Genomic DNA, 21,630 nt, shown 5'->3' on the forward strand with positions numbered 1-21,630 from the left:
CGTCTCGTTGATGGTGCTGATCAAGCCAGATCGTGTGCGGCGGCCCGGGCTCGTTCATGAGTTGTTCACGTGGATGGGAGCCAGTACACAGCCCGTTCCACCAACGGGGTCAGTCACCGAAACCATGAAGGAGTTGGCTGGCCAGGGCGCGCATCTTGTAGATTCGTATGAACGGAGGTCATCGGTAACCTCTTGGCCTTTCTCCGGAAACGCCAGACGCAGCCATGCGAGCGCCGGGCCCCGGCCCGAGTCGGTCCCCACCTCTCCCCGACCATCGGTTCCTCACCATCCATCGTAGATTTCGAGACAGAACGGCGGCGACGAGATGCGGCTGCGCGCACTGCTGGACACGGACGCGCTGGGCCTGCGGCTGCTCGGCGGCCAGGACGAGCTGGACCGCACGGTGCGTGGCGTGATGACCACGGACCTGCGGGACCCGAGCCGCTACCTGTCGGGCGGTGAGCTGGTGCTCACCGGGCTGGCCTGGCGCCGCGGCGCGCCCGACTCCGAGCCCTTCGTACGGATCCTCGCGGGCGCCGGGGTCACGGCGCTGGCCGCGGGCGAGGCCGAGCTGGGCGCGATCCCGGACGACCTGGTGGCGGCCTGCGCGCAGCACCGGCTGCCGCTGTTCGCGGTCAACGAGTCGGTGGCCTTCGCGACGATCACCGAGCACGTCGTACGGCAGGTGTCGGGCGAGCGCGCCGGGGACCTGGCGGCCGTGGTGGACCGGCACCGCCGGATGATGACCTCCGGCCCGGCGGGCGGCGGCCCGGACGTCGTCCTGGACCTGCTCGGTTCCGACCTGGACCTGCGGGCCTGGGTGCTCTCCCCCGCCGGACGCCTCATCGCGGGCTCGCACCTCGCGGAGAGCGAGCTGCCCGCGGGGGTGTGCGCCGCGCTGGCCGGCGAACACCTGGCGGCGGTCCGCTCGGGCCGCCGCGGCCCGTACCGGGTGACGGTGGGCCCGGCCACGTACTCGCTGTTCCCGGTCCGCGGCGGCCCACGCGGTGCGGCGGGGGCGCGCGACGTACGGGAGACGGTGCTCTCGGACTGGCTGCTCGCGGTCGAGGCGGACGCCGGGGACTGGCCGGCGGAGCGACTCGACCTGCTGGAGGGCGTGACCCAGCTGATCGCCGTGGAGCGGGACCGCCGGGACGCGGCGCGCACCGTGCGGCGCAGACTCGCGCAGGAGATCCTGGAGCTGGTGCAGACCGGTGCCGCGCCCGCCGAGATCGCGGCGCGGCTGCGGGTCGCGGCGCCCGTGCTGCTGCCGGGACTCGGCGCGGCCCCGCACTGGCAGATCGTGGTCGCCCGCGTCGAATGGGACGAGGCCAAGGGCGGGCCCGTGGGTTCCCCGGCCGAAACCGGCAGCGGAAGACGTGCCGAAGGGCTGTCGGGAGGACCGGCGGGCGGTCCGGTTGCGCAGGCGCTGCTGGAGGAGATCCTCGTCGACCCGCTGTCGTCGGGGCCCGAGCCGTCCGACCGGATCGCGGTCGCCCACACGGGTGACGAAGCCGTCGCGCTCGTACCGCTGCCGGCCGTCTCCTCGGAGCACGACGGCTCGGAGACGGGGCTGCTCGCCGACGTGATCCTGGCGGCCGTACGGGATCCGCTGTCGGCCGGGCTCGACGGCGACGGGCGGCTCACGCTCGGCGTCAGCGCGGCCGTGCACTCGGCGGAGGGCCTGCGCGGCGCCCTGGAGGAGGCCCGGCACGCGCGCCGGGTGGCCGCGGCCAGGCCAGGACGGGTGTGCGCGGCGGGCCACCAGGAGCTGGCGTCCCATGTGCTGCTGCTGCCGTTCGTGCCGGACGACGTGCGTCGAGCCTTCACGGCCCGGCTGCTGGATCCGCTCCGCGACTACGACCGCCGGCACCGCGCCGAGCTGATTCCGACCCTGGAGGCGTTCCTCGACTGCGACGGCTCCTGGACTCGCTGTGCGGCCCGGCTGCATCTGCACGTCAACACACTGCGCTATCGGGTCGGGCGTATCGAGCAGTTGACGGGCCGAGATCTTTCCCGGCTCGAGGACAAGCTGGACTTCTTCCTCGCCTTGCGGATGAGCTGAGGTCACAGCGCTGCGGGCGGTGCGGCTCCCGTCGCCCGGGGGCGGCCGGGAGCGCGAGGTCGGCACCAAGTGTCTGCTCTGTCCCACGACTTTGTGAAATCCTTCACCTACCCCCTTGGCCGGGCGCGCTGATTCGTGCTGAGATGCCGCCACCACTCAACAGCTCAATGGCGTGCTCGGGGAGGGCAACGTGGCGCATCCCGCCATGTCTGGTTACGGAACGACTGCAGGGGACGATCCACTCCAGACCGCGGTATGGCGGTTGCGTTCGCGCGCCTGCTGGGCCGACGCGGCCGCTCTCCTCGAACCACACACGGCCTCGGCGGCTCTCCAACGGGCCTCGCTCCTCGTCGAACGCTGCCTCTACACCGAGCAGGGCTGGGCGGAGGCGGAGGACGCGCTGCGTACGGCGGAGGCGCTGGCCCAGAGCGACGACGAGCGGGGCGCCGCCGCGTGCGAGCGCGGACAGCTCGCGTACGCGTCCACGCTGCTCGCGGTGCGTGACCGCGCCGACGAGGCACGGGCCGCGCTCGGCCGGGCGGCGGCCCTGATCGCGCCGGGTGCCAAGGGGCGGGCGCTGCTCGACTTCCGGCGCGGTCTGCTCGCGGAGAACCTCGCGCATTCCCCGCAGTCCGCGCGTGCCGCCTACCGCCGCGCGCATGCCGGTGCCACCGCGAACGACGACCCGCTGCTCCTCTCGTTCACCTGGCGCCACCTCGCGGGACTCGCGCTGCGCGAGGGCGAGTTGGCGGAGGCCCGGCACGGCTTCGCCGAATCCCTGCGGATCCGCGAGGAGTTGGGCTACCTCGTCGGTACGGCCCCGGCCCTGGCGTCCCTCGCCGACGCGGAGACCGACCCGGAGGCATCCCGCCTACGAGCGGAAGCGGGCCGCCTGTTCCGCCTCCTCGGAGGCGTCCCCACCTGGCTGGCGGACCAGCTGACACCACCGGCGGCAACGGCCTGACGCTCACGGCCGTGCCGGTTTCCCGGAAGGGCGCGCCGTACCCCGCCCACGCATCGGTGAGGGCGACGCGCCGTGACCGGCTACGCGCCGTCGAAGTGGTCCCGTATCAGGGCCTGCGCGGCCCGGACGTCCGCGGCGGTCAACGCGTCGAGGATGGCCGTGTGCTGGGCGGCGTCGGCCACGAGATCGGCGCGCGGACGCCGGGCGGGGGCACCGGCCATGGGCCACTGGGCCCGCCGGTGGAGGTCGTCCGCGAGCTGCACCAGCTGACGGTTGCCCGAGAGGGCGAGCATCGCCGCATGGAGGACACGGTCGGACTCGGCGTAGCGCGCGTGATCGCCGCCGGCCGCCGCGGTCACCGTCGCATCGACGAGCGGACGCAACTCCGCCCAGCAGGGCGCGGCCACCGTCCGGGTCAGCCGCAGCATCACCGGCATCTCGACGAGGGCCCGTATCTCGGCCAGCTCGGCCAGTTCCCGGGCCCCGCGCCGGATGACCCGGAAGCCGCGGTTCGGCACGACCTCGACGGCGCCCTCGCTCGCGAGTTGCTGCATGGCCTCGCGCACGGGGGTCGCCGAGACGCCGAAGCGCTCGCCCAGCACCGGGGCGGAGTACACCTCACCGGGAGCGAGGTCACCGGCGACGAGGGCGGACCGCAGCGCGTCGAGGACCTGACCGCGGACGGAGGCCCGCTGGATCACGGGCCGGGGCGCCGCTGCGGCGAAGGCGGGCCCGGCGGCGGACACGGCGTCCGGCCGGTCGAGGTCGCCCGGGGCCCGCAGATCCCGGACACCGTCCCGTGTCACGCGGGGCTGGGGAATCGGCGCCTCACTGTGGGTGTGCTCACCGCGGACCGCGTGTTCGACACGGGTCGCGTGTTCGACGGGGGCGGCGGAACCCACCGGAGCCGGCCGCACACCGCCCGCGCCCTCCGACCGAGCCTGCTGAGGCACCCGTACGGCACCCGTCGCGGGACGGGCTTCCGCCGGGCGGACCCCTGCGGAACGGACCGCTGCGGGACGGACCTGTGCGGGGCGCGCCTCGGAAGGATCTCCGGCAGAACCGGCAGAACCGGCTGAGTCGGCAGAGCCGTACGCCTCGCGCGAACCGGCCTTCTCCACGGGAGCCTCCTCCGGGGTGGGCGCTGGTGACGGGGATGTCGGACGGGGCAGTCGTGACCCCGACAGAACAGGGTAAACCTCGACCCTATCGGGTAAGGTAAGCCTTACCTGTCGAAGATCGAGGAACGGGGTCCTTGCATGTCCGCTCCCGCCCCGGCCATGACCGCGCCCGGTACCGGCGCGTACCCGGCCCGCTCGGCCCTCACCGAGGCGTACGCGCGGATGACCGAGGTGTTCCCGGCCCTGGGAGTGACGGAACTCGCCCCGGGCGAACCCGCCCCGACGGGCGACGGGCGGATCTCCGTCGCGAGGCTCGCGGAGGCGGGGGCGGAGTTCGACTCCTACCTCGCATGGGACGACGAGCAGGTGCTGGCCGACCACGGACTGCGGGCCCGCCCGGACGTCATCGCCAGCTTCGGCCTGCACCGGTACGCCTGGCCGGCCTGTCTGCTGATCACCGTTCCGTGGTTCGTGCTGCGCCGCGTCCCCCGCTTCCCCGTGGAGGACGTCACCTTCCAGCGCATGCCCGGCCGTATCGCGGTGCGCGTGGGCGGGTTCGCCTGCCTGCCGGACGACCCGGCGGCCTCGCTGCCCGGCGCCCGTGTCGTTCGGGACGAAGAGGCCCTGCGCGCGGAGGTACGGGCCGCGGTCGCCGAACACCTGGAGCCGGTCCTGGGCGGTTTCGGCCCGCGCATGCGGCGCCGGGGCCGCGCCCTGTGGGCCATGGCCACGGACGAGGTCGTCGAGAGTCTCCATTACGTCGCCGGTCTCCTCGGTGAGCAGGAGCGCGCGACACGGGAGCTGGAGCGGCTGTTCCCCGGCACCACCAAGCCGTACGTCGGCACGGCCGGCTTCCGTGAGGTGACCGGTTCGAACGGCGAGTGCCTGCCCACCCGGGACCGGGCCAGCTGCTGCTTCTACTACACCCTCGACCCCGAGGACACCTGCGCCAACTGCCCCCGGAACACCGAGGCCGAGCGCTTCGCGAAGCTGACGGCCCAGGCGGCCGAGGCGGCGGGCTGAGCCGCGCGTTCGCGCACCCTCCGCATCCGGTAAGATCAACTCGGCGTGGACCCGGGTGTTTTGGCCGTGTCCCGGCCGAGCCCCGGCCATGGACGCGGACGCTGAGGTTACGGCTGGTTCACAATATCCTCACTCGGCGCAGGAACTTTCCGTGGAACCACCCGTACGGGTAATCTAACTCGAACTCAACTCCCGCTCCTCAAGCGGCAGTTCGAGGAAAATGCCGCCCACGCGCATCCCCTTGCACTCTCTTGGCGGCCTCTTGCCCCGAAACCCCCTGAGGACCCGCGGGATTGGGCCACTATGACGGGCGTTACGCCCTATCCCAATGCAAGGGACCCCAGATGAGACTGACCGACATATCGCTGAACTGGCTGCTACCCGGCGCCGTGCTGCTCCTGGGCCTGCTGGCGGCGGTTGCGGTGCTCGCGCGTGGCAAGCGCGCCGGGGAGAAGACCCACGCCGAAGACTCGTGGGAGCGCACGGAAGAACGCCGCAGGCGCAAGGAGGCCATCTACGGCACCGCCTCCTACGTACTGCTGTTCTGCTGCGCCGCGGTCGCCGCCGCACTCTCCTTCCACGGCCTGGTCGGCTTCGGCGAGCAGAATCTGAACCTGTCCGGCGGCTGGCAGTACCTGGTGCCGTTCGGCCTGGACGGCGCGGCCATGTTCTGCTCCGTGCTCGCGGTACGCGAGGCCAGCCACGGCGACGCGGCACTCGGCTCCCGGATACTCGTGTGGACGTTCGCGGCCGCCGCGGCCTGGTTCAACTGGGTGCACGCCCCCAGGGGCCTCGACCACGCGGGTGCCCCGCACTTCTTCGCCGGCATGTCCCTGTCGGCCGCCGTTCTCTTCGACCGCGCGCTGAAGCAGACCCGTCGCGCCGCTCTGCGTGAGCAGGGCCTGGTGCCCCGGCCGCTGCCACAGATCCGGATCGTACGGTGGCTGCGTGCCCCTCGTGAGACGTACGGCGCCTGGTCGCTGATGCTGCTTGAGAACGTGCGCAGCCTGGACGAGGCCGTCGAGGAAGTACGCGAGGACAAGCGGGAGAAGGAGCAGAACCGCCTGCGCCGGCGCGACCAGGAGAAGCTGGACCGTGCCCGTATCAAGGCGATCACCCGTGGCCACCGCGGAGCGCTCGGCCGCGGCGGACGTCAGGCGGAACTCCAGGCGGCCCAACCGGCCACCCAGGTCGCCTCGGAGCCTGCCATATCAACGCCGGAACTACCTTCACGCGCCCGACCCTCGTTGCAGCCGGTCCGTCGAAGCGGGGATTCGGGGACAGTCGATCTCACCGCGGAGGACGACACAATGGCCCTCCCTCGCCTCGACTCCCTTGAGCGCAAGCTGAAGGACCTGGAGCAGCAGTTCGGCTGACCGGGACCCGAGGCCCCGGGCGGCCTCGACTCCGGATGGGGGCGCGGCATCTCATGCCGCGCCCCCATCCAGTTCGAACCACACCGCCTTCCCCACCCCGTGCAGGCGCACGCCCCACGCGTCGGCGAGCGACTGCACCAGGATCAGCCCCCTGCCGTGCGTACCGTCGTCGGCGTTCGGAACACGGAGCCTCGGCCTGCGCCCCTCGAAGTCCCGCACCTCCACCCGGAGTCCGCGCGGACCGACGGTCGCCGTCAGCAGCGCCTCCTGATCGGTGTGCACGAGCGCGTTGGTCACGATCTCACTGGTGAGCAGTTCTGCGGTCTCGGACCTGCCGGGCCTTCCCCAGTGGGCGAGCAGTTCCCGCAGCGCCCGGCGGACCTCGGGCACGGCCCGGAGGTCGCAGCGCCCGAGCCTGCGCCTGATGTGCGGCAGACCTTGCTGATCGAGCGCGATCTCCGCCATGTCCTCCACGGTCGTGGCCGTATTCGCCGTCTCCGCCGAGAAGGCCCCGGATAAGACGGGACCGCCTCCTCGTGCATACCTCTTCATGACCCCCGCCGCTCTTGGTACCCCTCCTGCTCGAACACGTTCACGGAATGCATGCCCCGCCCGGAATCCCGGCAGTCATGTCGATTCTTCAACCGCTTTCCGTACGTGGGTCGTTGACCCCTGCAGGAAGCGGTCCGTCCGGCGAGGAGCCATCCCGGTGAGGCCGCCGGGAAAGTCCCGCCGGCTACGACGAACGGCGGGTGGGGGCCGTACGGCGTCCGTCGGTGGGCCGGTGCCGCGCGGTATGTTCCGTACCGTCCTGCCCGGACGACCGGAGAACGCACTGGTGACGCGGGGGTTCCGCTTGGCCGGCGGGTGCTGCGGAGCGGGCGGGCCGTCGGACACGCGCCACGGCTCCGCCCGACGGCCTCGTCGGACGGCCGCGCCCCGGGGGCGGAAGGCCCTGCCGTCGTGAGGGAGGCGACCCGGTCCATCTGCCGCGCAGGGCAGTGGCGTACCAGGCGGGCGCACGCCGCTCCCGGCCGATGTCCCGGGCTGGCGGAGTGGCCGCCGGAGCTCGGTCCATCTGCCGACACCCGCCTGTCGCGCCGACCGTACGCAAGTCGGTCGAGGACCGCCTGGAGGGCTGAGTCCGCCGGGCCAGGGACGGGGTAGGGGCGGCGGGGCTGTCTCAGCCCCGCCGCCCCTGTCCGCCCGTACGGGGCCGGCTACTTGCCGCCGATTCCCTTGTCCCCGATGTGGATGATCTCGTGGTCACGGTTCATGTCGACGATGATCGTGGTCTTGGTCCTGTCGCCCCAGGTCAGTGTCACGACCGCTTCCGTGTGGTCCGCCGTGCCGTTGTCGGTGACCGTCCACTTCGCCGGCACGTTCTGGGCCCGCAGGACACCGTCCGCGTGGTTCTCGTCCTCCCAGGCCTCAAGCTCCTTGAGGTAGTCGGCGTGCACGTAGTACTTCCGGAGCTCGGTGACCAGGTCTCCGCCCTCGCCCGGGCCGCTCTGCGCGTCGATGTACGCGCCGTAGAAGTCGGTGATCCGGGTCACCGAGTTCGACGGCTGTCCGCTGACCGACCGGAACGCGGTGACCCCCGCCGTCGCCTCGGCCGACGCGGTGATGCCGAGCGGCAGGGCGGTCGCGACGACGAGACCGGCGATCAGAGCGGCACGACGGCCCCGCCTGCGTGCGGTGGTGCTGTCCGCTGCCCCGGTGTCGGCGCCGGTGCTGGCGCCGTTGGCGGTGCTGGTGGTCGTGCTGTTCATCGGTCTGTACTCCCCGTTTTCGTGATGCTCGTCGGTCGTGCCGGTGCGATGGTCGGTCGCACCGATTGGGGCCGCCCTCTCGACCCCCGTCGCGTGAGGGCGGCCCCGGTTCTCGGGTGGGTCAGCGGAGCTTGTCGACCGCGGTGGTCGTCGTCTTCTTGAAGGCCTTCACCGGGGCGTCGGAGAAGTCGCCCATCTGCCCCCACTTCACGACGGTGACGGCCCGGCCGTCCCTGCCGACCGAGTAGAGGTTGATGTCGGTGGCGCCCCACGAGGTGTCGGTGTGCACCCCGTAGACATGGGCGCCCTCCTCGACCGGCAGCTTGCCGTAGTCCTTCAGCGTGGCGTCGACCTCCGGGTCGGCCTGCTCGGCCTTGGCCGCGCAGGCCCTGATCTCCTTGTTCAGCCGCTTCGCGAGGGCATCGGCCTTCGCGTTGCTGCCGACGACGAAGGTGAGCTGCTGGGCGTTGGTCTCCAGATCGGTCCGGAAGTCGCGGTACGAGGAGTCGTAGCCCGGCAGCACGTCCTCCAGGCAGAACACCAGCTCGTCGGGAACGCCCGGCGTGACCTTGCCCGCCGTCCAGGCGGACGAGGGGTGCGGGGGCAGCTGCGAGGCCGACAGGAACCTGGGCGTGCCGCTCGCCGCCACCGAGACGGGTGCCGAGGTGTTCACCACGGCACCGGCCGGGCCGGCGAGCACCGTGCCGACGGCGAGGGCCGCCGCGGCGAGTGCGGTGAACGCCATACCTCGATCGCGCTTGGTCATTGGGTGTCCCCCTGTGTTCTGAGTGCGTGCACTGTCCGAGTGCGTGCGCTGTCTGCGTGCAGGCCGATCCGCGTGCGGGGCGAACCGCCTGCACACGTGGTGGGTGTCGTCGCGAAGCCCGTCACGGGCTGCCGCCGGCTGGTCGGTCCGGCGGCGGTCGTTGCGACACCAGAAGCATCAGCCGTCACTCGCAGTCCGCGCAACAGGCGGCGCCGTTCACGCCACGGTGGAACCATCCCAGCCCTCCTGACGTGCAGGTATATGGAGTGCCTGGGATGCTCTTCCGGGACGGGACAGGCCCCTCGACCGGGGGCGACGGCCAGTACGGACAGTACGGACGACCAGTACGGGGGAACGGTGTCGACTCGGGACGACGACGTCGAGGAGTTCGCGGCACTGCTGAGACGTCTGAAGGCACGGACGGACCGCAGTTACGGCGCCCTCGCGCGCCGGGTGAACATGAACACCTCGACGCTGCACCGCTACTGCGCCGGCGACGCGGTGCCGCTCGACTTCGCCCCCGTGGAGCGGTTCGCCGTGCTGTGCGGGGCGACGCCGGACGAGCGGCTCGAACTGCACCGCCGGTGGATCCTGGCGGTCGCCGCCCGGCAGCGGCCACGTACACCCGCTCCGTCCGAGAGCCCGACATCAGCACCGGCACCGGCATCAGCCCCCGCACCCGCACCGGACATGACGGAGGACGGCGGACCGCCGGACCCCGCGAAGACCCCGGACTCGCCCGCCCCCAGCCCGGCACCCGGCACCGGCCCGGCATCCGACTCCGGTCCCGGGTCCGACTCCGGTCCCGATTCCGTGGACGCACTCGTGTCCGACGCGGGCGCGGGTGCGGGTGCCGGTTCCGCCGACGCGCGCCCCCGCCGCGCCTGGTACCGGCGGCGGATCGCCGTCACCGTCGCGGCGGCGTCCGCGCTGCTCCTCACGCTGGGCGGCCTGTCGGCTCTCTCCGACGACCGGTCCTCCGACGACGCCTCCGAGAACGTCCGCCCGTCCCCCACTCCGACGGCCGGCCCGGGCACCCGTGACCGCTCGTCCGCGAGCCCCTCTCCCGGCAGGAGCGGCTTGTCGCCCTCGGCAGGCGCCACGGGCAAGGCCTCCAAGTCCCCCGGCGGGAACGGCACGCCTTCCCGTTCGGAAGGCACCAAGCGGAAGCAGGGCGGCAGCGGACCCGTCGCCGCGCCCCTCACCTGGACCGCGAACTCGCAGGCCTGGAAGCTCGGTTGCGGCCACGACTACGTCATCCGCAAGGAGCCGCAGCAGGTTCCGCCGCCACCGGCTCCGCAGGACGCCGGGACCTGGGCGGCGACCCAGCGCGCGGTGCACGGCCGGGAGACCAATGTGGAGATCTCGGTGCAGGGCCGGACCTCGACGGCCGTCGTCCTGACGGATCTGCGGGTCCGGGTGGTCGGCCGCACCGCTCCCGACCCCGGCACGGTCTACGCCATGGACCAGGGCTGCGGCGGCTCGATCACCCCGCGCTCCTTCGCCGTCGACCTGGACAAGGACCGTCCGATCGCCCGCGCGGTGCCCGGCAACGACACCGGCACGCCGATCCCGGCATTGCGGATGCCGTACCGGGTGTCGGCGAAGGACCCGGAGGTGCTGCTCGTCACCGCGCAGACGGAGACCTGCGGCTGCTCGTGGTACCTGGAGCTCGACTGGTCGTCCGAGGGGCGCACCGGCACGGCCCGCATCGACGACCACGGCCGTCCGTTCCGTACGAGCGCCATCAAGGGTCTGCCGCGCTACTGGTACGGAACGGAAGGCTCGGAGCGCAAGTGGGTCCCCGCCGGCTGACCGCCGGCGCCCCGGTTCTCGTCGGGGAGCCCTACGGTCGGGGCATGTTGCGGAGGTTGGAGCGGGCCATCTGCGCCATGCGGCCCACTCCCCCGTCGAGGACCATCTTGGACGCCGACAGGGCGAAGCCCGTGACCATCTCCTTGCTGATCTTCGGCGGGATGGACAGGGCGTTCGGGTCGGTGACGATGTCGATGAGAGCGGGGCCCTTGTGCTTCAAGGCGTCCTTCAGGGCGCCCGCGAGCTGCTTGGGCTTCTCGACGCGTACGCCGTAGGCACCGCAGGCCCGCGCCACGGCGGCGAAGTCGGGGTTCTTGTTGGCCGTCCCGTGCGCGGGGAGACCTGCGACCATCATCTCCAGCTCGACCATGCCCAGGGACGAGTTGTTGAAGAGGACGACCTTCACCGGCAGGTCGTACTGGACGAGGGTGAGGAAGTCGCCCATCAGCATGGAGAATCCGCCGTCGCCCGACATCGAGACGACCTGGCGGCCCCGGTCGGTGAACTGGGCGCCGATGGCCTGCGGCAGGGCGTTCGCCATGGAGCCGTGCGAGAAGGAACCGATGATGCGGCGGCGGCCGTTGGGCGTGATGTACCGGGCCGCCCACACGTTGCACATACCGGTGTCGACGGTGAACACGGCGTCGTCGTCGGCGAGTTCGTCGAGGACGGAGGCGACGTACTCCGGGTGGATCGGAACGTGCTTCTCGACCTTGCGGGTGTAGGCCTTGACGACCCCGTCGAGGGCGTCGGCGTGCTTCTTGAGCATCTTGTCGAGGAAGCGGCGGTTGCTCTTGGGGCTCACCTTCGGGGTGAGACAGCGCAGGGTCTCCTTCACGTCGCCCCACACCGCGAGGTCCAGCTTCGAGCGGCGCCCGAGACGCTCGGGCCGCACGTCGACCTGGGCGATCTTGACGTCGTCCGGCAGGAAGGCGTTGTACGGGAAGTCGGTGCCCAGCAGGATCAGCAGGTCGCACTCGTGGGTGGCCTCGTAGGCGGCGCCGTACCCGAGGAGTCCGCTCATGCCGACGTCGTACGGGTTGTCGTACTGGATCCACTCCTTGCCGCGCAGGGCGTGCCCGACCGGGGACTTGATCTTCTCGGCGAACTCCATGACCTCGGCGTGCGCGCCCGCCGTGCCGCTGCCGCAGAAGAGCGTGACCTTGTCGGCCGCGTCGATCATCGCGGCGAGCTTGTCGATCTCGGTGTCTCCCGGGCGCACGGTCGGGCGGGAGGTGACGAGGGCCGTCTCGGCGGCCTTGTCCGGAGCGGGCTGGTCGGCGATGTCGCCCGGCAGCGTCACCACGCTGACGCCGCCCTGTCCGACCGCGTGCTGGATGGCGGTCTGGAGCAGGCGGGGCATCTGCTGCGGGTTGGAGATCATCTCGCTGTAGTGGCTGCACTCACGGAACAGCTGGTCGGGGTGGGTCTCCTGGAAGAAACCGAGGCCGATCTCGCTGGACGGAATGTGCGAGGCGAGGGCGAGCACGGGGGCCATGGAGCGGTGGGCGTCGTACAGGCCGTTGATGAGGTGGAGGTTTCCCGGGCCGCAGGAACCCGCGCAGGCCGCGAGCCCGCCGGTGATCTGGGCCTCGGCGCCCGCGGCGAAGGCCGCCGTCTCCTCGTGCCGGACGTGGATCCAGTCGATGGCGGAGTTGCGCCGGATCGCGTCGACGACCGGGTTGAGGCTGTCGCCGACGACTCCGTACAGACGTTTGACGCCGGCACGGACGAGGATGTCGACGAACTGCTCGGCGACGTTCTGCTTGGCCATGAGTCACACGCCCTTTGCTGTCGATCGCTGGCGATCGCTGTCGTTCGCTGACGATCGCTCTCACGGGATCCCCTCAGGTCCCATCTGTTCACAGCGGGCGCGGTTACGCCTCCCAAACGGCGGCGGCTGTCCGGTCGTCGGCGTACCCCTTGACCCGGACCGTGCTGTCCGCGAGGAACGCGGCGACCCCGGGCGGCTCGGCCCGCGACCAGCGTGCGGTGAGGTGTTCGACCAGGCGCGGCTCGCCGCGCAGGGGTTCGGCGAGCCCGCCGCTGCACAGCAGGAGCGTGTCGCCCGGGCGGGCGACGGAGGCCCGGAAGCGGAAGGGGTCGCGGGGCGGCGGCTCGGGCGCCGGTTCGTACGGGCTCGGGGGTGTGGTGATGCCCAGGTCCATGGTGAGGCGATCGCCCTCGGGCGTCTCGTGGGGCAGCGATCCGAAGCCGACGACGGCCTCGCCCGCGGTGTCGGCGACGCGCGGTTCGATGTCCTGCCACTCGCCGTCCCGCAGCCGGAAAAGGCCGCCCGCGCCGACGCCGAAGAAGACGCGCGTACGGCACTCGGGGTCGGCGGGGAGCAGCAGGCAGCGCAGGCTCGCGGTGTACTCCTCCGGTTCGACGCCCCGCTCGACCGCGCCGGCCCGCAGCTTGCCGAGGCTGCGGTCGGTGAGGCGGTGCAGGCCCGACTTCAGGTCGCCGCGTCGGGCGGCCCTGATGTCCTCGGCCAGCCGTGCGTGGCTGCGGCCCACGGCCCGTCCGATCCAGTGGCATGCCTCGGCGGCGGCCCGGTGGGCGTCGGGGGTGGCGCGGGCGCCGGTCGCCATGGCCACCAGGACGAGCGCGCCGTCACCTGTGCCGAAGCGGGCGGTGAGCAGGGAGTCCCTGCGCGGTTCGCCGCGGAACCGGGCCGAGTCCCCTCGCACCGACACGGCTCGCAGGGTGTACGTGCCGTACGAGGCCCCGTCCAGCACGGTGTCGGCCACGAGGTCGTCGAGGTCGTCCGGGTCGGCGGGCGGCAGCGCGGTGGGCTCGGGGTCGTAGGTCGGCGGGCCGGAGCCCACGTGGTCGAGCGGGGTGGGGGTGTCGGGCACCTGGAGGACGGGCTGGTCGGACGCGGCCGGGGTGCCCGTGGGGACGTCGAGGAGGGTGGCGTGGCGGGGGTTCGCCGGGGATTCGGCGGCCTCTTCGGCCGCGGGCGCCTCGGCCTCGGCCCCGTCCGCGGGCCGGTGGCCGGTGGCGGGCTCGCGACGGGCGGTGTCCCCGACGGACGGGGTGCCCACGGTGGGCGGGGGGCCGATCGTGGGCGGGCCGCCTGGCGGTTGGGGCCACTCGGACGGCCGACCTGACGGGCGGTCCGACGGCTGGTTCGAGGGCTGGTCCGACGGCTGGTCCGACGGTGGGCGTGAGGTCGGGGCCGGCGAACCCGGTACTTCGGTGGACATGGCCGTGGGCGGTGGTGTGCGGTAGGCCGTCGGGCCCTGTCCCTGCTGGAAGGTGGTCGGGCCCGGGGGGTCCTCGGGCGGGGCTTCCCAGGGGGCCCGTTGCCGCCGTAGTCCGCTGCGCCACAGGGGGTCCGACTGGGGGTCCGACCGGGCGTCCGGCTCCGGCCGCTCGTCGGGGCGGGGCTCGCCTCGGGCGGGGCCGGGGTTGTCGGTGACCGGGCCGCCCGTCCCCGGGCCGCCCGTCCCCGCGCCGCGTGGGTCGGTCGTCCACGGGCCGTGGGGCGCCCACGGTGCTGCGGCCGCCGGGCCGCTCGGGGGCCACCAGGGTGGGGGCATCTTCTCCGCGGAGCCGTCATCGGTGGGCGTCCCCGCGGGTCGTGCGTCGGGGGCGGGCCGTGAGGGCCGGCCGCGCAGTTCCCCGCGCCCCTCACGGGGCTCGAAGGGTGGGCCGGTGCGTGGCGCTTCGCCGTGCGCCTCACGGGGCTCGGGTGCGGGTGCGGGGCGTTGTGGCGGGATGCTCCGGCCCGTGGCGGGCGGTGTCGGGGGCTCGGTGGGGCGTTCCGCGGGGTCGGCCGCGGGCGGGTCCGTGGGGGTTCCCAGAGTGTCCGTCGCCGAGGCGAAGCGGTCGTCGAGGGAGTCCGACGCGGGCGCGGGCCCGGTGTCCCCCGTGGAGTCGTCGTACAGCTGCCCCCACCAGTCGTCCTGCTGACCGGTCGGCCTCTCCCCCTGCTGGCTCATGCCCGTAATTGTCCACCGCTGAGGCCGGATGAAAACGGTGCATCGGTAAAAACCAGCGATACGGGACCGCCGGGCAGTCCCACCCCCCACGGGAGAACCACCCGGCGGCGCCGGTGTGACCGGGCTCCGGCACGCAGCCGGCACCCGCGTCACAATCTGGGCGGCCGGGCCCCTCGCGGAACCGGCCGGTCCGGCCCCGAGTGTGACCTGCTTCCCCGGGGCCGGGCTGTGTTCACGGGTCGGGTTCCACCTGCCGTCCCGTTCATCCGCCGGGGCCCCGTTCTCCCGGTCATCGGCCGGTCCTCACCGGTCCGTGGCGGGGCGGCGCCCCGCACCGTCCTGGCGCCACCTTGGCAGAGACCCGCACGGTACGGCGATGATGTGCCGAGGCGGTTTTACGCCGTGGCCGTTTTCCGCCACGGCCGGTGTTCGGGGAGGGGCGTCGCCGCATGCTGGGAGCGACAGGTCTGGCAGCACTGGGGCTGGACGACACACACGAGTCGGCGTACCGGGCACTGGTGTCCGTGGGCGCCGCCGACGTGCCCGATCTCGCGCGACGGCTCACGCTCGGCGAGCACGACACCGAGCGCGCGCTGCGCAGGCTGGAGCGGCACGGGCTCGCGGCCCAGTCGTCGGCGCGGTCCGGCCGCTGGGTCGCCGCGCCGCCCGGTGTGGCGCTCGGCGCGCTGCTCACCCAGCGGCGCCACGAGCTGGACCAGGCGGAGCTGACGGCCGCGCTGCTCGCCGAGGAGTACCGCGCGCAGGCCACCGAGCCCGCCGCGGTCGACCTGGTGGAGGTGGTGACCGGTGCCGCCGCGGTCGCGCAGCGCTTCCTGCAGCTCCAGCTCGGTGCGAGCGACGAGGTGTGCGCCCTGGTCACCGGCAACCCCGTCGTGGTGTCCGGGACGGACAACGACGCGGAGGAGCAGGCCGCCGGCCGCGGTGTCCGCTACCGCGTGGTCGTCGAGCGGTCGGTCCTGCACCTGCCGGGCGGCATCGCCGAACTGTCCGCGGCACTCGGCCGGAACGAGCGGGTGCGGGTCGTGGACGCGGTGCCGACGAAACTGGTGATCGTCGACCGTGCCCTCGCCATGGTGCCGCTGACCTCGCAGTCCCTGGAGCCCGCCGCGCTCGTCGTGCACGCCAGCGGGCTGCTCGAATCGCTGTCGGGCCTGTTCGAGTCGGTGTGGCGCGACGCCCTGCCGCTGCGGCTCGGCGCGCCCGGAACGCCCGACGGGCCCGGCGCCGTCGTCGAGGAGGAGCGGGACGGGCCCGACGGCACCGACCTCGAAATCCTCTCCCTGCTCCTCGCGGGACTGACCGACGCGAGCGTCGCCAAACAGCTCGACCTGGGGCTGCGGACCGTGCAGCGCCGGGTGAAGCGGCTGATGGAGCTGACGGGCGTGACGACCCGCCTCCAGCTCGGCTGGCACACGTACGAGAAGGGCTGGGTGGCCCGGGGCCCACGGGACTGACCGGGGCCCGCTGTTCTGACCTGCGGGTTCACCAGTACTGGGGCACCCTGGGCAGATGGGAGCGTGGGAACTCCTGCTGGTCGGTGTGGTGATACTGCTCGGCCTGAGCGGGGTGCTGGTGCCCGGCGCGCCGGGGTCGTGGCTCGTGTGGGCCGCGGTCCTGTGGTGGGCGTTCGAGGTTCCCCGGGCGCTGTCCTGGGGGGTGCTCGTGGGCGCCACGGCCGTTCTCCTCGTCGCCCAGGTGGTCCGCTGGCGGTTGCCGCCGCGCAGGCTGCGGTCGAGCGGCGCCACCCCCCGAATGGCGGTGTACGCGGGCGTCGGGGCGCTGCTCGGCTTCTTCGTCGTGCCGGTGCTCGGTGCGATACCCGGCTATCTCGGCGGCGCCTACCTCTCCGAACGGCTGCGGCTCGGCGGCCACGGGGACGCGATGGCCTCGGTGCGCAGGGTGATGCGCCGGGGCGGGACGAGCGTGCTGGTGGAGCTGTTCGCCTGTCTGCTGATCGCGGGGGCCTGGCTGGGGGCCGTGATCTGGGGCTGACCCAACCCCAAGTGATACATAGGATCTATCCCTCCTTATTGACGTCTTCGTACACCTTCTCTACGTTGCGTCACGAGATAGCTCCGATGAATCACCGCATAAGCTGCCGGGAGTCGCGATGCCCAGCCCGTCCAGACGTAACGTGCTCGCCACCGGATCCGCCGTAGGCGGGGCGGCCTTCCTCACCGCGGGCCTGCCGGCGCAGGCGAGCGCGGCCGGCCTCGAAAGCGCTCCGATCGCCCGGACCGTCCCGACCGTCCCGACCTCCGCGATTTCCGACCCCTGGCGTACCGTCCTCGACGACGCCGACCTCGTCTGGCAGCGGATGCCGAAGACCTGGTACGAGGGTCCGTTCCTGGGCAACGGCTTCCTCGGTTCCGGCATCTACGCCGAGCCGGGCAGGGAGACCGAGGCCGTCCGCTTCAACGTGCAGCACTCCGAGGTGCAGGACCACCGCCCGCGGTTCGGGTCGCTCTTCGGGCTCGCTCGGCTGCCGATCGGCCACTTCACCCTGGAGCCGGTGGGCGCGATCACCGGCCTGGACTTGCGGCTCGGGCTGCGGGACGCCGAACTGACCGGGACGCTCACCACGGACCGCGGCACCCTCGCGATCCGCGCGCTGGTGCACACCACCCGCTCGGTCCTGGCCGTCGAGGTGACACCGAGCAGGGGCGAGCGCGACTTCCGGTGGGTGTTCCGTCCGGCGGAGGCGATCAGCCCGCGCGCCGCGTTCAAGCCACTGCCGGAGGGGTACACCGGGAATCCGCCCGCCGGGATCGAGGAGCACGACGGCGTCTCCGCCGCCGTACAGCCGCTCCTGTCCGGCGGCCAGCACGTCACCGCATGGCGGGAGCGGACACATGGGTCCCGCCGGACCCTGTACGTCCATGTCACGCACTCGTATCCGAGGGCGACGGCACGGGGGCGGGCCCTGGCGGCGGTCCGCAAGGCGGCCCGACTGCCGTACGACGGGCTGGCGGTGACGCACCGCTCCTGGTGGCACGCCGCCCACGCCATAACTCAGCTCAATTCACGGTCTGTTACCGGTAGAGGTCGGCGAGATCGATGCTGTCGGCCAGTGCCCGCATGCCCGCGTCGTTGAAGTGGAGATGGTCGCCGGGATCGTAGGCGGCGCGCATACGGTCAGGCCGGGACGGGTCGCGGACGACGGCGTCGAAGTCGGCGACCGCGTCGAACAGCCCGCCGGTGCGGATGAGTTGGTTGACCGACCTGCGTACGCGTTCGCGGGCAGCCGTGTGGCTGCCGTGGCCACCGAACGGGGTGAGCGTTGCCCCGACGACCCGGATCCCGCGGGCGTGGGCGCGCCGGACGATCTCGCGGTACGCGGCGCCGAGGGCGGCCGGGTCGGTCTGGTTCGGCGCGCTCTTGATGTCGTTGACGCCCTCCATCACGATCAGGGTGCGCACCCCCGTGCGGGAGAGCACATCGGCGTCGAACCGGGCCAGCGCGCTGGGCCCGCGGCCTTCGAGCAGCAGCCGGTTGCCGGCGACGCCCGCGTTCAGCACGCCCTGCCGCCGGTCGGCCGGCAGGGCGCGGAGCCGTTCGGCGAGCCGGTCGGGCCACCGGCGGTTGGCGCTCGGTGTCGAGCCGGAGCCGTCGGTGAGGGAGTCGCCGAGCGCGACCACGCTCCCCGGGGCCTGCGGGCGGCGGACGTCGACGCCGGTCACGTAGTACCAGGACCGGGTCGTCGCCTTGTAGGCCGCGCCGCTCACGTCGGCGACGCGATTGCCTTCCAGGGCGAGGAAGTTGGTCTGCAGCGCGTCGCGGTGGTAGGTCGCGGGGCCCGAGTCTCCGGGCGTGTGGAGGGTGACGAGGAGGTTGGCGGCGGCGGGGACGTGCAGGGTGAGGGGGTCGCTGACGACGTCCTTGCCGGCCGGCACGGTGACCTTCTTCCGGCCGCCGAAGGTGAGCGTGCGCATCGTGCCGGAGAGGGCGTCCGGGCTCTTGGGCGCGTTCGGCCGCTGCCTGGCGAGGGTGGCCGCGCCGAGCACGAGCGGCAGGGTGCCGAGCCGGTTGGACACCCGTACGCGGACGGCCGTACCGCCGACGCTCGTGCGGACGACGTTACGGATCGAGGCGCCGGGGAGCGGGGCCGCGGTGCCGGAGGCGGCGGCTTCCCAGGTGCCCGTCCAGTGCTCGGGGGCGGCCCGCGCGCCCGTGCGGTCGGGGGCGGCCCGGGGCCCTCCGTGGGCCACGGCCGTGCCCGCCAGGGTGAGCGCCAGCGCGCCGGCCAGGGCGGCCAGGGCCCGGCCGGCAGCTCTTCGTCGGACCTCGACCATGCGTTCGTGCCTTCCGCCGATGCAGCCTGAGTCAAACCCGGACGGACCCCGGATGGAGCCCGGATGGAGCCCGCGGGGGAAAGGTCCTGGGGCCCGGAGTCAGGATCCGGTGCGGAGGGCGGGAAAACCGTGTTTGGCTGCTGACATGACCGCATTCAGTGAAGCCGAACGGGCGTACCTAAAGTCCCAGCGGCTGGGCCGCCTCGCCACTGTCGACCAGCACGGCCAGCCGCAGGCGAACCCCGTCGGCTTCTTTCCGCAGGACGACGGGACGATCCTCATCGGCGGCTATGCCATGGGAACCACCAAGAAGTGGCGCAATCTGCAGAAGAACCCGAAGGTCGCCCTGGTGATCGACGACATCGTCAGCGTCCGGCCCTGGAAGGTGCGCGGGGTGGACATCCGTGGGGATGCCGAACTCCTGACCGGGCCGCACGAGTTGGGTCCGCACTTCAGCGAGGAGCTGATCCGCATCCGTCCCCGGCGGATCCACAGCTGGGGTCTGGAGGACTGACCGAGGGGGACGGCCGGGCCGTCGCCCGGCCGTCCGTCAGCGGCCTTCGAGGGTGAGGAGCCGGACCTTGCGTTCCAGCCCGCCCGCGTACCCGGTGAGGGATCCGTCGGCGCCGATCACGCGGTGGCAGGGGCGGACGATCAGCAGCGGATTGGCGCCGATCGCTCCGCCGACGGCCCGTACGGCGACCCGCGAGGCACCGATCCGCGCGGCGATCTCCCCGTACGTGGTGGTCGTGCCGTAGGGGACGGAGTCGAGGGCGTCCCAGACCTTCTCCCGGAACTCGGTGCCGCTCGCCCGCAACTCCAGCCGGAACTCCTTGAGTTCACCGGCGAAGTAGGCGGCGAGCTGCCGTTCGGCCTCCTCGAACAGCTCCGGCGCGTGCCGCCAGCCGGGCCCGACCGTGCGGCCGCCCTTCTGGCCCGGCACGGACAGGGAGGTCAGCGCTCCGGACTCGTCCGCGGTGAGCAGGAGTTCACCGACGGGGCTGTCGAGGGTGGTGTAGTACGTGGTCACTTGTCTTCGCCTTCCGGCTGCTGGGCCTGCTGGGCCTGCTGGGCTGTTTCGAGGTGACGCAGGGCGTAGGAGCGCCAGGGCCGCCAGGTGTCGGGGACCCGCGCATCAGGCGGGCCCACATCGGGGTCGCCGAGCGCCCGGGTCCGCATGGCGGCCACGACGCGGGCGTCCAGGCCGGGCAGGGCGAGCAGCGCGGCCCGCGCCGCCTCCCGGTCGGCGCCCGGGTCGAGCCGCAGGCTGCCGTCCGCGAGGGCTCCGCAGAGGACTCCCAGGGTGCCGCCGGACTCCGCGAGCGAGGCGGGCTCGGGAAAGACGTGCGTGAGCGTCCCGCAGGGCGAGTCCAGCGCCTTCCCGTACGCCCGCACGAGCCGCTCGGCCTCGTGGGGTCCGACGAGCGCGCGGACGGCCAGTTCCTCCGGGTCGGCGGCGCCGGGCGAGCGCAGGCCCGGCCTGGCCGCGACCAGCGGGGCCAGCCGCGGGTCGGCGCCGAGCCGCTCGTCGACCGCGTACGGGTCGGCGTCGAGGTCGAACAGGCGGCGCAGGCGCTGTACGGCGGTGGTGAGGTCCCGCAGGTCGGTGAGGTGCAGCCGGGCGTCGAGCCAGCCGCTGCTGTGGGCGGAGGCGTCCGACAGCCGCTCCCCGACGGCGACGACGCCCGTCCCGTACGGCAGCCGCAGGGTCCGCCGGTAGGTACGGGACCCGGGGGCGCCGCTCACCTCCTCGACGCCCGGGACGGCCTCGGCGCCCAGCAGGTCGAAGACGGCGGCGGCCTGGTACGGGCCGCGGTGGGCGAGGCGCAGCGGGATGCCCGCGGAGGGGGTGGCGGAGGGGCGTGTCCCGCCGCGGTTCGCGGCGGTGCGCAGCCCGGTCGGGGTGGACGCGTACACCGTGCGGATCGTGTCGTTGAACTGGCGCACGCTCGCGAACCCGGCCGCGAAGGCGATCTCGGTGACCGGCAGCCCCGTGGTCTGCAGGAGCACCCGTGCGGTGTGGGCCCGCTGGGCGCGTGCCAGGGCCACCGGGCCCGCGCCCAGTTCGGCGGTGAGCTGCCGTTGCACCTGGCGGGCGCTGTAGCCGAGCCGGCCGGCGAGCCCGGCGACGCCCTCGCGGTCGACGACCCCGTCGCCGATCATCCGCATGGCGCGTCCCACGACGTCGGCGCGTACGTTCCACTCGGCGGACCCCGGGGCGGCGTCCGGGCGGCATCTGCGGCAGGCCCGGAAGCCCGAGCCCTGTGCGGCGGCGGCCGTGGCGTAGTACCGCACGTTCTGCCGCTTCGGCGTCACCGCGGGGCAGCTCGGGCGGCAGTAGATCCCCGTCGTCTCCACGGCGAAGAAGAACGCCCCGTCGAACCGGGCGTCCCGGCTGCGTACGGCTCCGTATCCGGTCTCTTCGTCAATCACCCCTCCAGTCTGCGCCGCCGGTGACCTGCGGG

General features: G+C 73.0%; 18 protein-coding genes. 9 read left to right on the forward strand and 9 right to left on the reverse strand.

Going from position 1 to position 21,630, the window contains the following annotated elements:
* Window positions 1-325 precede the first annotated feature (325 nt).
* Window positions 326-2,065, forward strand: coding sequence for a PucR family transcriptional regulator (locus OHS59_RS10660; RefSeq protein WP_328493148.1), 1,740 nt, complete (start codon window positions 326-328; stop codon window positions 2,063-2,065).
* 190 nt (window positions 2,066-2,255) lie between these two features.
* Window positions 2,256-3,029: a hypothetical protein gene (locus tag OHS59_RS10665; protein ID WP_328493149.1), complete on the forward strand. Its 774-nt coding sequence runs from the start codon at window positions 2,256-2,258 to the stop codon at window positions 3,027-3,029.
* Window positions 3,030-3,109: 80 nt separating this feature from the next.
* On the opposite strand, the gene OHS59_RS10670 is transcribed toward OHS59_RS10665, so the two are convergent.
* Window positions 3,110-3,982 carry a GntR family transcriptional regulator gene (locus OHS59_RS10670; protein ID WP_443061420.1) on the reverse strand — a complete coding sequence of 291 codons (873 nt, stop codon included), beginning with the start codon at window positions 3,980-3,982 and terminating at the stop codon, window positions 3,110-3,112.
* Window positions 3,983-4,288: 306 nt separating this feature from the next.
* On the opposite strand from OHS59_RS10670, the gene OHS59_RS10675 reads away from it, so the two are divergent.
* Complete coding sequence (locus tag OHS59_RS10675; RefSeq protein ID WP_328493150.1) at window positions 4,289-5,173, forward strand: (2Fe-2S)-binding protein; 885 nt, start codon at window positions 4,289-4,291, stop codon at window positions 5,171-5,173.
* 344 nt (window positions 5,174-5,517) lie between these two features.
* The gene (locus OHS59_RS10680) at window positions 5,518-6,549 is read left to right on the forward strand and encodes a DUF2637 domain-containing protein (protein WP_328493151.1); all 1,032 of its coding nucleotides are present in this window, start codon (window positions 5,518-5,520) and stop codon (window positions 6,547-6,549) included.
* Window positions 6,550-6,600: 51 nt separating this feature from the next.
* Here the strand turns inward: OHS59_RS10680 and OHS59_RS10685 are convergent, their stop codons facing one another.
* From OHS59_RS10685 to OHS59_RS10695, 3 genes are all read right to left on the reverse strand, one after another.
* Complete coding sequence (locus tag OHS59_RS10685) at window positions 6,601-7,014, reverse strand: ATP-binding protein (protein WP_443061623.1); 414 nt, start codon at window positions 7,012-7,014, stop codon at window positions 6,601-6,603.
* Window positions 7,015-7,769: 755 nt separating this feature from the next.
* The gene (locus tag OHS59_RS10690; protein WP_328493152.1) at window positions 7,770-8,321 is read right to left on the reverse strand and encodes a hypothetical protein; all 552 of its coding nucleotides are present in this window, start codon (window positions 8,319-8,321) and stop codon (window positions 7,770-7,772) included.
* Between the two features lie 121 nt (window positions 8,322-8,442).
* Window positions 8,443-9,087: a hypothetical protein gene (locus OHS59_RS10695; protein WP_328493153.1), complete on the reverse strand. Its 645-nt coding sequence runs from the start codon at window positions 9,085-9,087 to the stop codon at window positions 8,443-8,445.
* A gap of 261 nt (window positions 9,088-9,348) precedes the next feature.
* Here OHS59_RS10695 and OHS59_RS10700 point away from each other — a divergent pair, with 261 nt between their 5' ends.
* Window positions 9,349-10,902 carry a helix-turn-helix domain-containing protein gene (locus OHS59_RS10700; RefSeq protein ID WP_443061421.1) on the forward strand — a complete coding sequence of 518 codons (1,554 nt, stop codon included), beginning with the start codon at window positions 9,349-9,351 and terminating at the stop codon, window positions 10,900-10,902.
* Between the two features lie 31 nt (window positions 10,903-10,933).
* Here OHS59_RS10700 and OHS59_RS10705 read toward each other — a convergent pair whose 3' ends face one another.
* Entirely contained in the window at window positions 10,934-12,676 is a 1,743-nt protein-coding gene (locus tag OHS59_RS10705) for a pyruvate dehydrogenase (RefSeq protein ID WP_328493155.1), read from the reverse strand.
* 103 nt (window positions 12,677-12,779) lie between these two features.
* A complete protein-coding gene (locus OHS59_RS10710) occupies window positions 12,780-14,852 on the reverse strand; it encodes a protein phosphatase 2C domain-containing protein (protein ID WP_328493156.1) in 2,073 nt (690 codons plus the stop codon).
* Between the two features lie 449 nt (window positions 14,853-15,301).
* Here OHS59_RS10710 and OHS59_RS10715 point away from each other — a divergent pair, with 449 nt between their 5' ends.
* The 3 genes from OHS59_RS10715 (at window position 15,302) to OHS59_RS10725 (ending at window position 17,967) form a co-directional block, all read left to right on the forward strand.
* Window positions 15,302-16,327 carry a winged helix-turn-helix transcriptional regulator gene (locus tag OHS59_RS10715; RefSeq protein WP_328493157.1) on the forward strand — a complete coding sequence of 342 codons (1,026 nt, stop codon included), beginning with the start codon at window positions 15,302-15,304 and terminating at the stop codon, window positions 16,325-16,327.
* A gap of 55 nt (window positions 16,328-16,382) precedes the next feature.
* Window positions 16,383-16,865 (forward strand): DUF456 domain-containing protein, encoded by a 483-nt coding sequence (locus tag OHS59_RS10720; RefSeq protein ID WP_328493158.1) that lies wholly within the window; start codon window positions 16,383-16,385, stop codon window positions 16,863-16,865.
* A 118-nt stretch (window positions 16,866-16,983) separates the two neighbouring features.
* Window positions 16,984-17,967, forward strand: a complete 984-nt coding sequence (locus tag OHS59_RS10725) for a hypothetical protein (RefSeq protein ID WP_328493159.1) — start codon at window positions 16,984-16,986, stop codon at window positions 17,965-17,967.
* Here OHS59_RS10725 and OHS59_RS10730 read toward each other — a convergent pair.
* Window positions 17,906-19,165: an SGNH/GDSL hydrolase family protein gene (locus OHS59_RS10730; protein ID WP_328493160.1), complete on the reverse strand. Its 1,260-nt coding sequence runs from the start codon at window positions 19,163-19,165 to the stop codon at window positions 17,906-17,908. The genes OHS59_RS10725 and OHS59_RS10730 overlap by 62 nt on opposite strands.
* Window positions 19,166-19,310: 145 nt before the next feature.
* On the opposite strand from OHS59_RS10730, the gene OHS59_RS10735 reads away from it, so the two are divergent.
* Window positions 19,311-19,679 carry a PPOX class F420-dependent oxidoreductase gene (locus OHS59_RS10735; RefSeq protein ID WP_328493161.1) on the forward strand — a complete coding sequence of 123 codons (369 nt, stop codon included), beginning with the start codon at window positions 19,311-19,313 and terminating at the stop codon, window positions 19,677-19,679.
* A gap of 36 nt (window positions 19,680-19,715) precedes the next feature.
* Here the strand turns inward: OHS59_RS10735 and OHS59_RS10740 are convergent, their stop codons facing one another.
* Together OHS59_RS10740 and OHS59_RS10745 are read right to left on the reverse strand one after the other, a co-directional pair.
* Window positions 19,716-20,195 carry a methylated-DNA--[protein]-cysteine S-methyltransferase gene (locus OHS59_RS10740; RefSeq protein WP_328493162.1) on the reverse strand — a complete coding sequence of 160 codons (480 nt, stop codon included), beginning with the start codon at window positions 20,193-20,195 and terminating at the stop codon, window positions 19,716-19,718.
* On the reverse strand, window positions 20,192-21,595 hold the full coding sequence (locus OHS59_RS10745) for an AlkA N-terminal domain-containing protein (protein ID WP_328499162.1): 1,404 nt from the start codon (window positions 21,593-21,595) through the stop codon (window positions 20,192-20,194). The genes OHS59_RS10740 and OHS59_RS10745 overlap by 4 nt, the downstream gene beginning before the upstream one ends.
* Between the last annotated feature and the right edge of the window lie 35 nt (window positions 21,596-21,630).

Origin of the sequence: Streptomyces sp. NBC_00414 (genome assembly GCF_036038375.1) — a bacterium.
Taxonomy (GTDB): Bacteria; Actinomycetota; Actinomycetes; order Streptomycetales; family Streptomycetaceae; genus Streptomyces.

Excerpts from the sequence above, each read along its gene's own strand:
- OHS59_RS10675 (WP_328493150.1), top strand. The coding sequence starts at position 4,289 with ATGTCCGCTCCCGCCCCGGCCATGACCGCGCCCGGTACCGGCGCGTAC.
- OHS59_RS10660 (WP_328493148.1), top strand. The coding sequence starts at position 326 with ATGCGGCTGCGCGCACTGCTGGACACGGACGCGCTGGGCCTGCGGCTG.
- OHS59_RS10690 (WP_328493152.1), bottom strand. The coding sequence starts at position 8,321 with ATGAACAGCACGACCACCAGCACCGCCAACGGCGCCAGCACCGGCGCC.
- OHS59_RS10725 (WP_328493159.1), top strand. The coding sequence starts at position 16,984 with ATGCCCAGCCCGTCCAGACGTAACGTGCTCGCCACCGGATCCGCCGTA.
- OHS59_RS10695 (WP_328493153.1), bottom strand. The coding sequence starts at position 9,087 with ATGACCAAGCGCGATCGAGGTATGGCGTTCACCGCACTCGCCGCGGCG.
- OHS59_RS10685 (WP_443061623.1), bottom strand. The coding sequence starts at position 7,014 with ATGGCGGAGATCGCGCTCGATCAGCAAGGTCTGCCGCACATCAGGCGC.
- OHS59_RS10705 (WP_328493155.1), bottom strand. The coding sequence starts at position 12,676 with ATGGCCAAGCAGAACGTCGCCGAGCAGTTCGTCGACATCCTCGTCCGT.
- OHS59_RS10715 (WP_328493157.1), top strand. The coding sequence starts at position 15,302 with ATGCTGGGAGCGACAGGTCTGGCAGCACTGGGGCTGGACGACACACAC.
- OHS59_RS10735 (WP_328493161.1), top strand. The coding sequence starts at position 19,311 with ATGACCGCATTCAGTGAAGCCGAACGGGCGTACCTAAAGTCCCAGCGG.
- OHS59_RS10730 (WP_328493160.1), bottom strand. The coding sequence starts at position 19,165 with ATGGTCGAGGTCCGACGAAGAGCTGCCGGCCGGGCCCTGGCCGCCCTG.
- OHS59_RS10710 (WP_328493156.1), bottom strand. The coding sequence starts at position 14,852 with ATGAGCCAGCAGGGGGAGAGGCCGACCGGTCAGCAGGACGACTGGTGG.
- OHS59_RS10720 (WP_328493158.1), top strand. The coding sequence starts at position 16,383 with ATGGGAGCGTGGGAACTCCTGCTGGTCGGTGTGGTGATACTGCTCGGC.
- OHS59_RS10680 (WP_328493151.1), top strand. The coding sequence starts at position 5,518 with ATGAGACTGACCGACATATCGCTGAACTGGCTGCTACCCGGCGCCGTG.
- OHS59_RS10700 (WP_443061421.1), top strand. The coding sequence starts at position 9,349 with ATGGAGTGCCTGGGATGCTCTTCCGGGACGGGACAGGCCCCTCGACCG.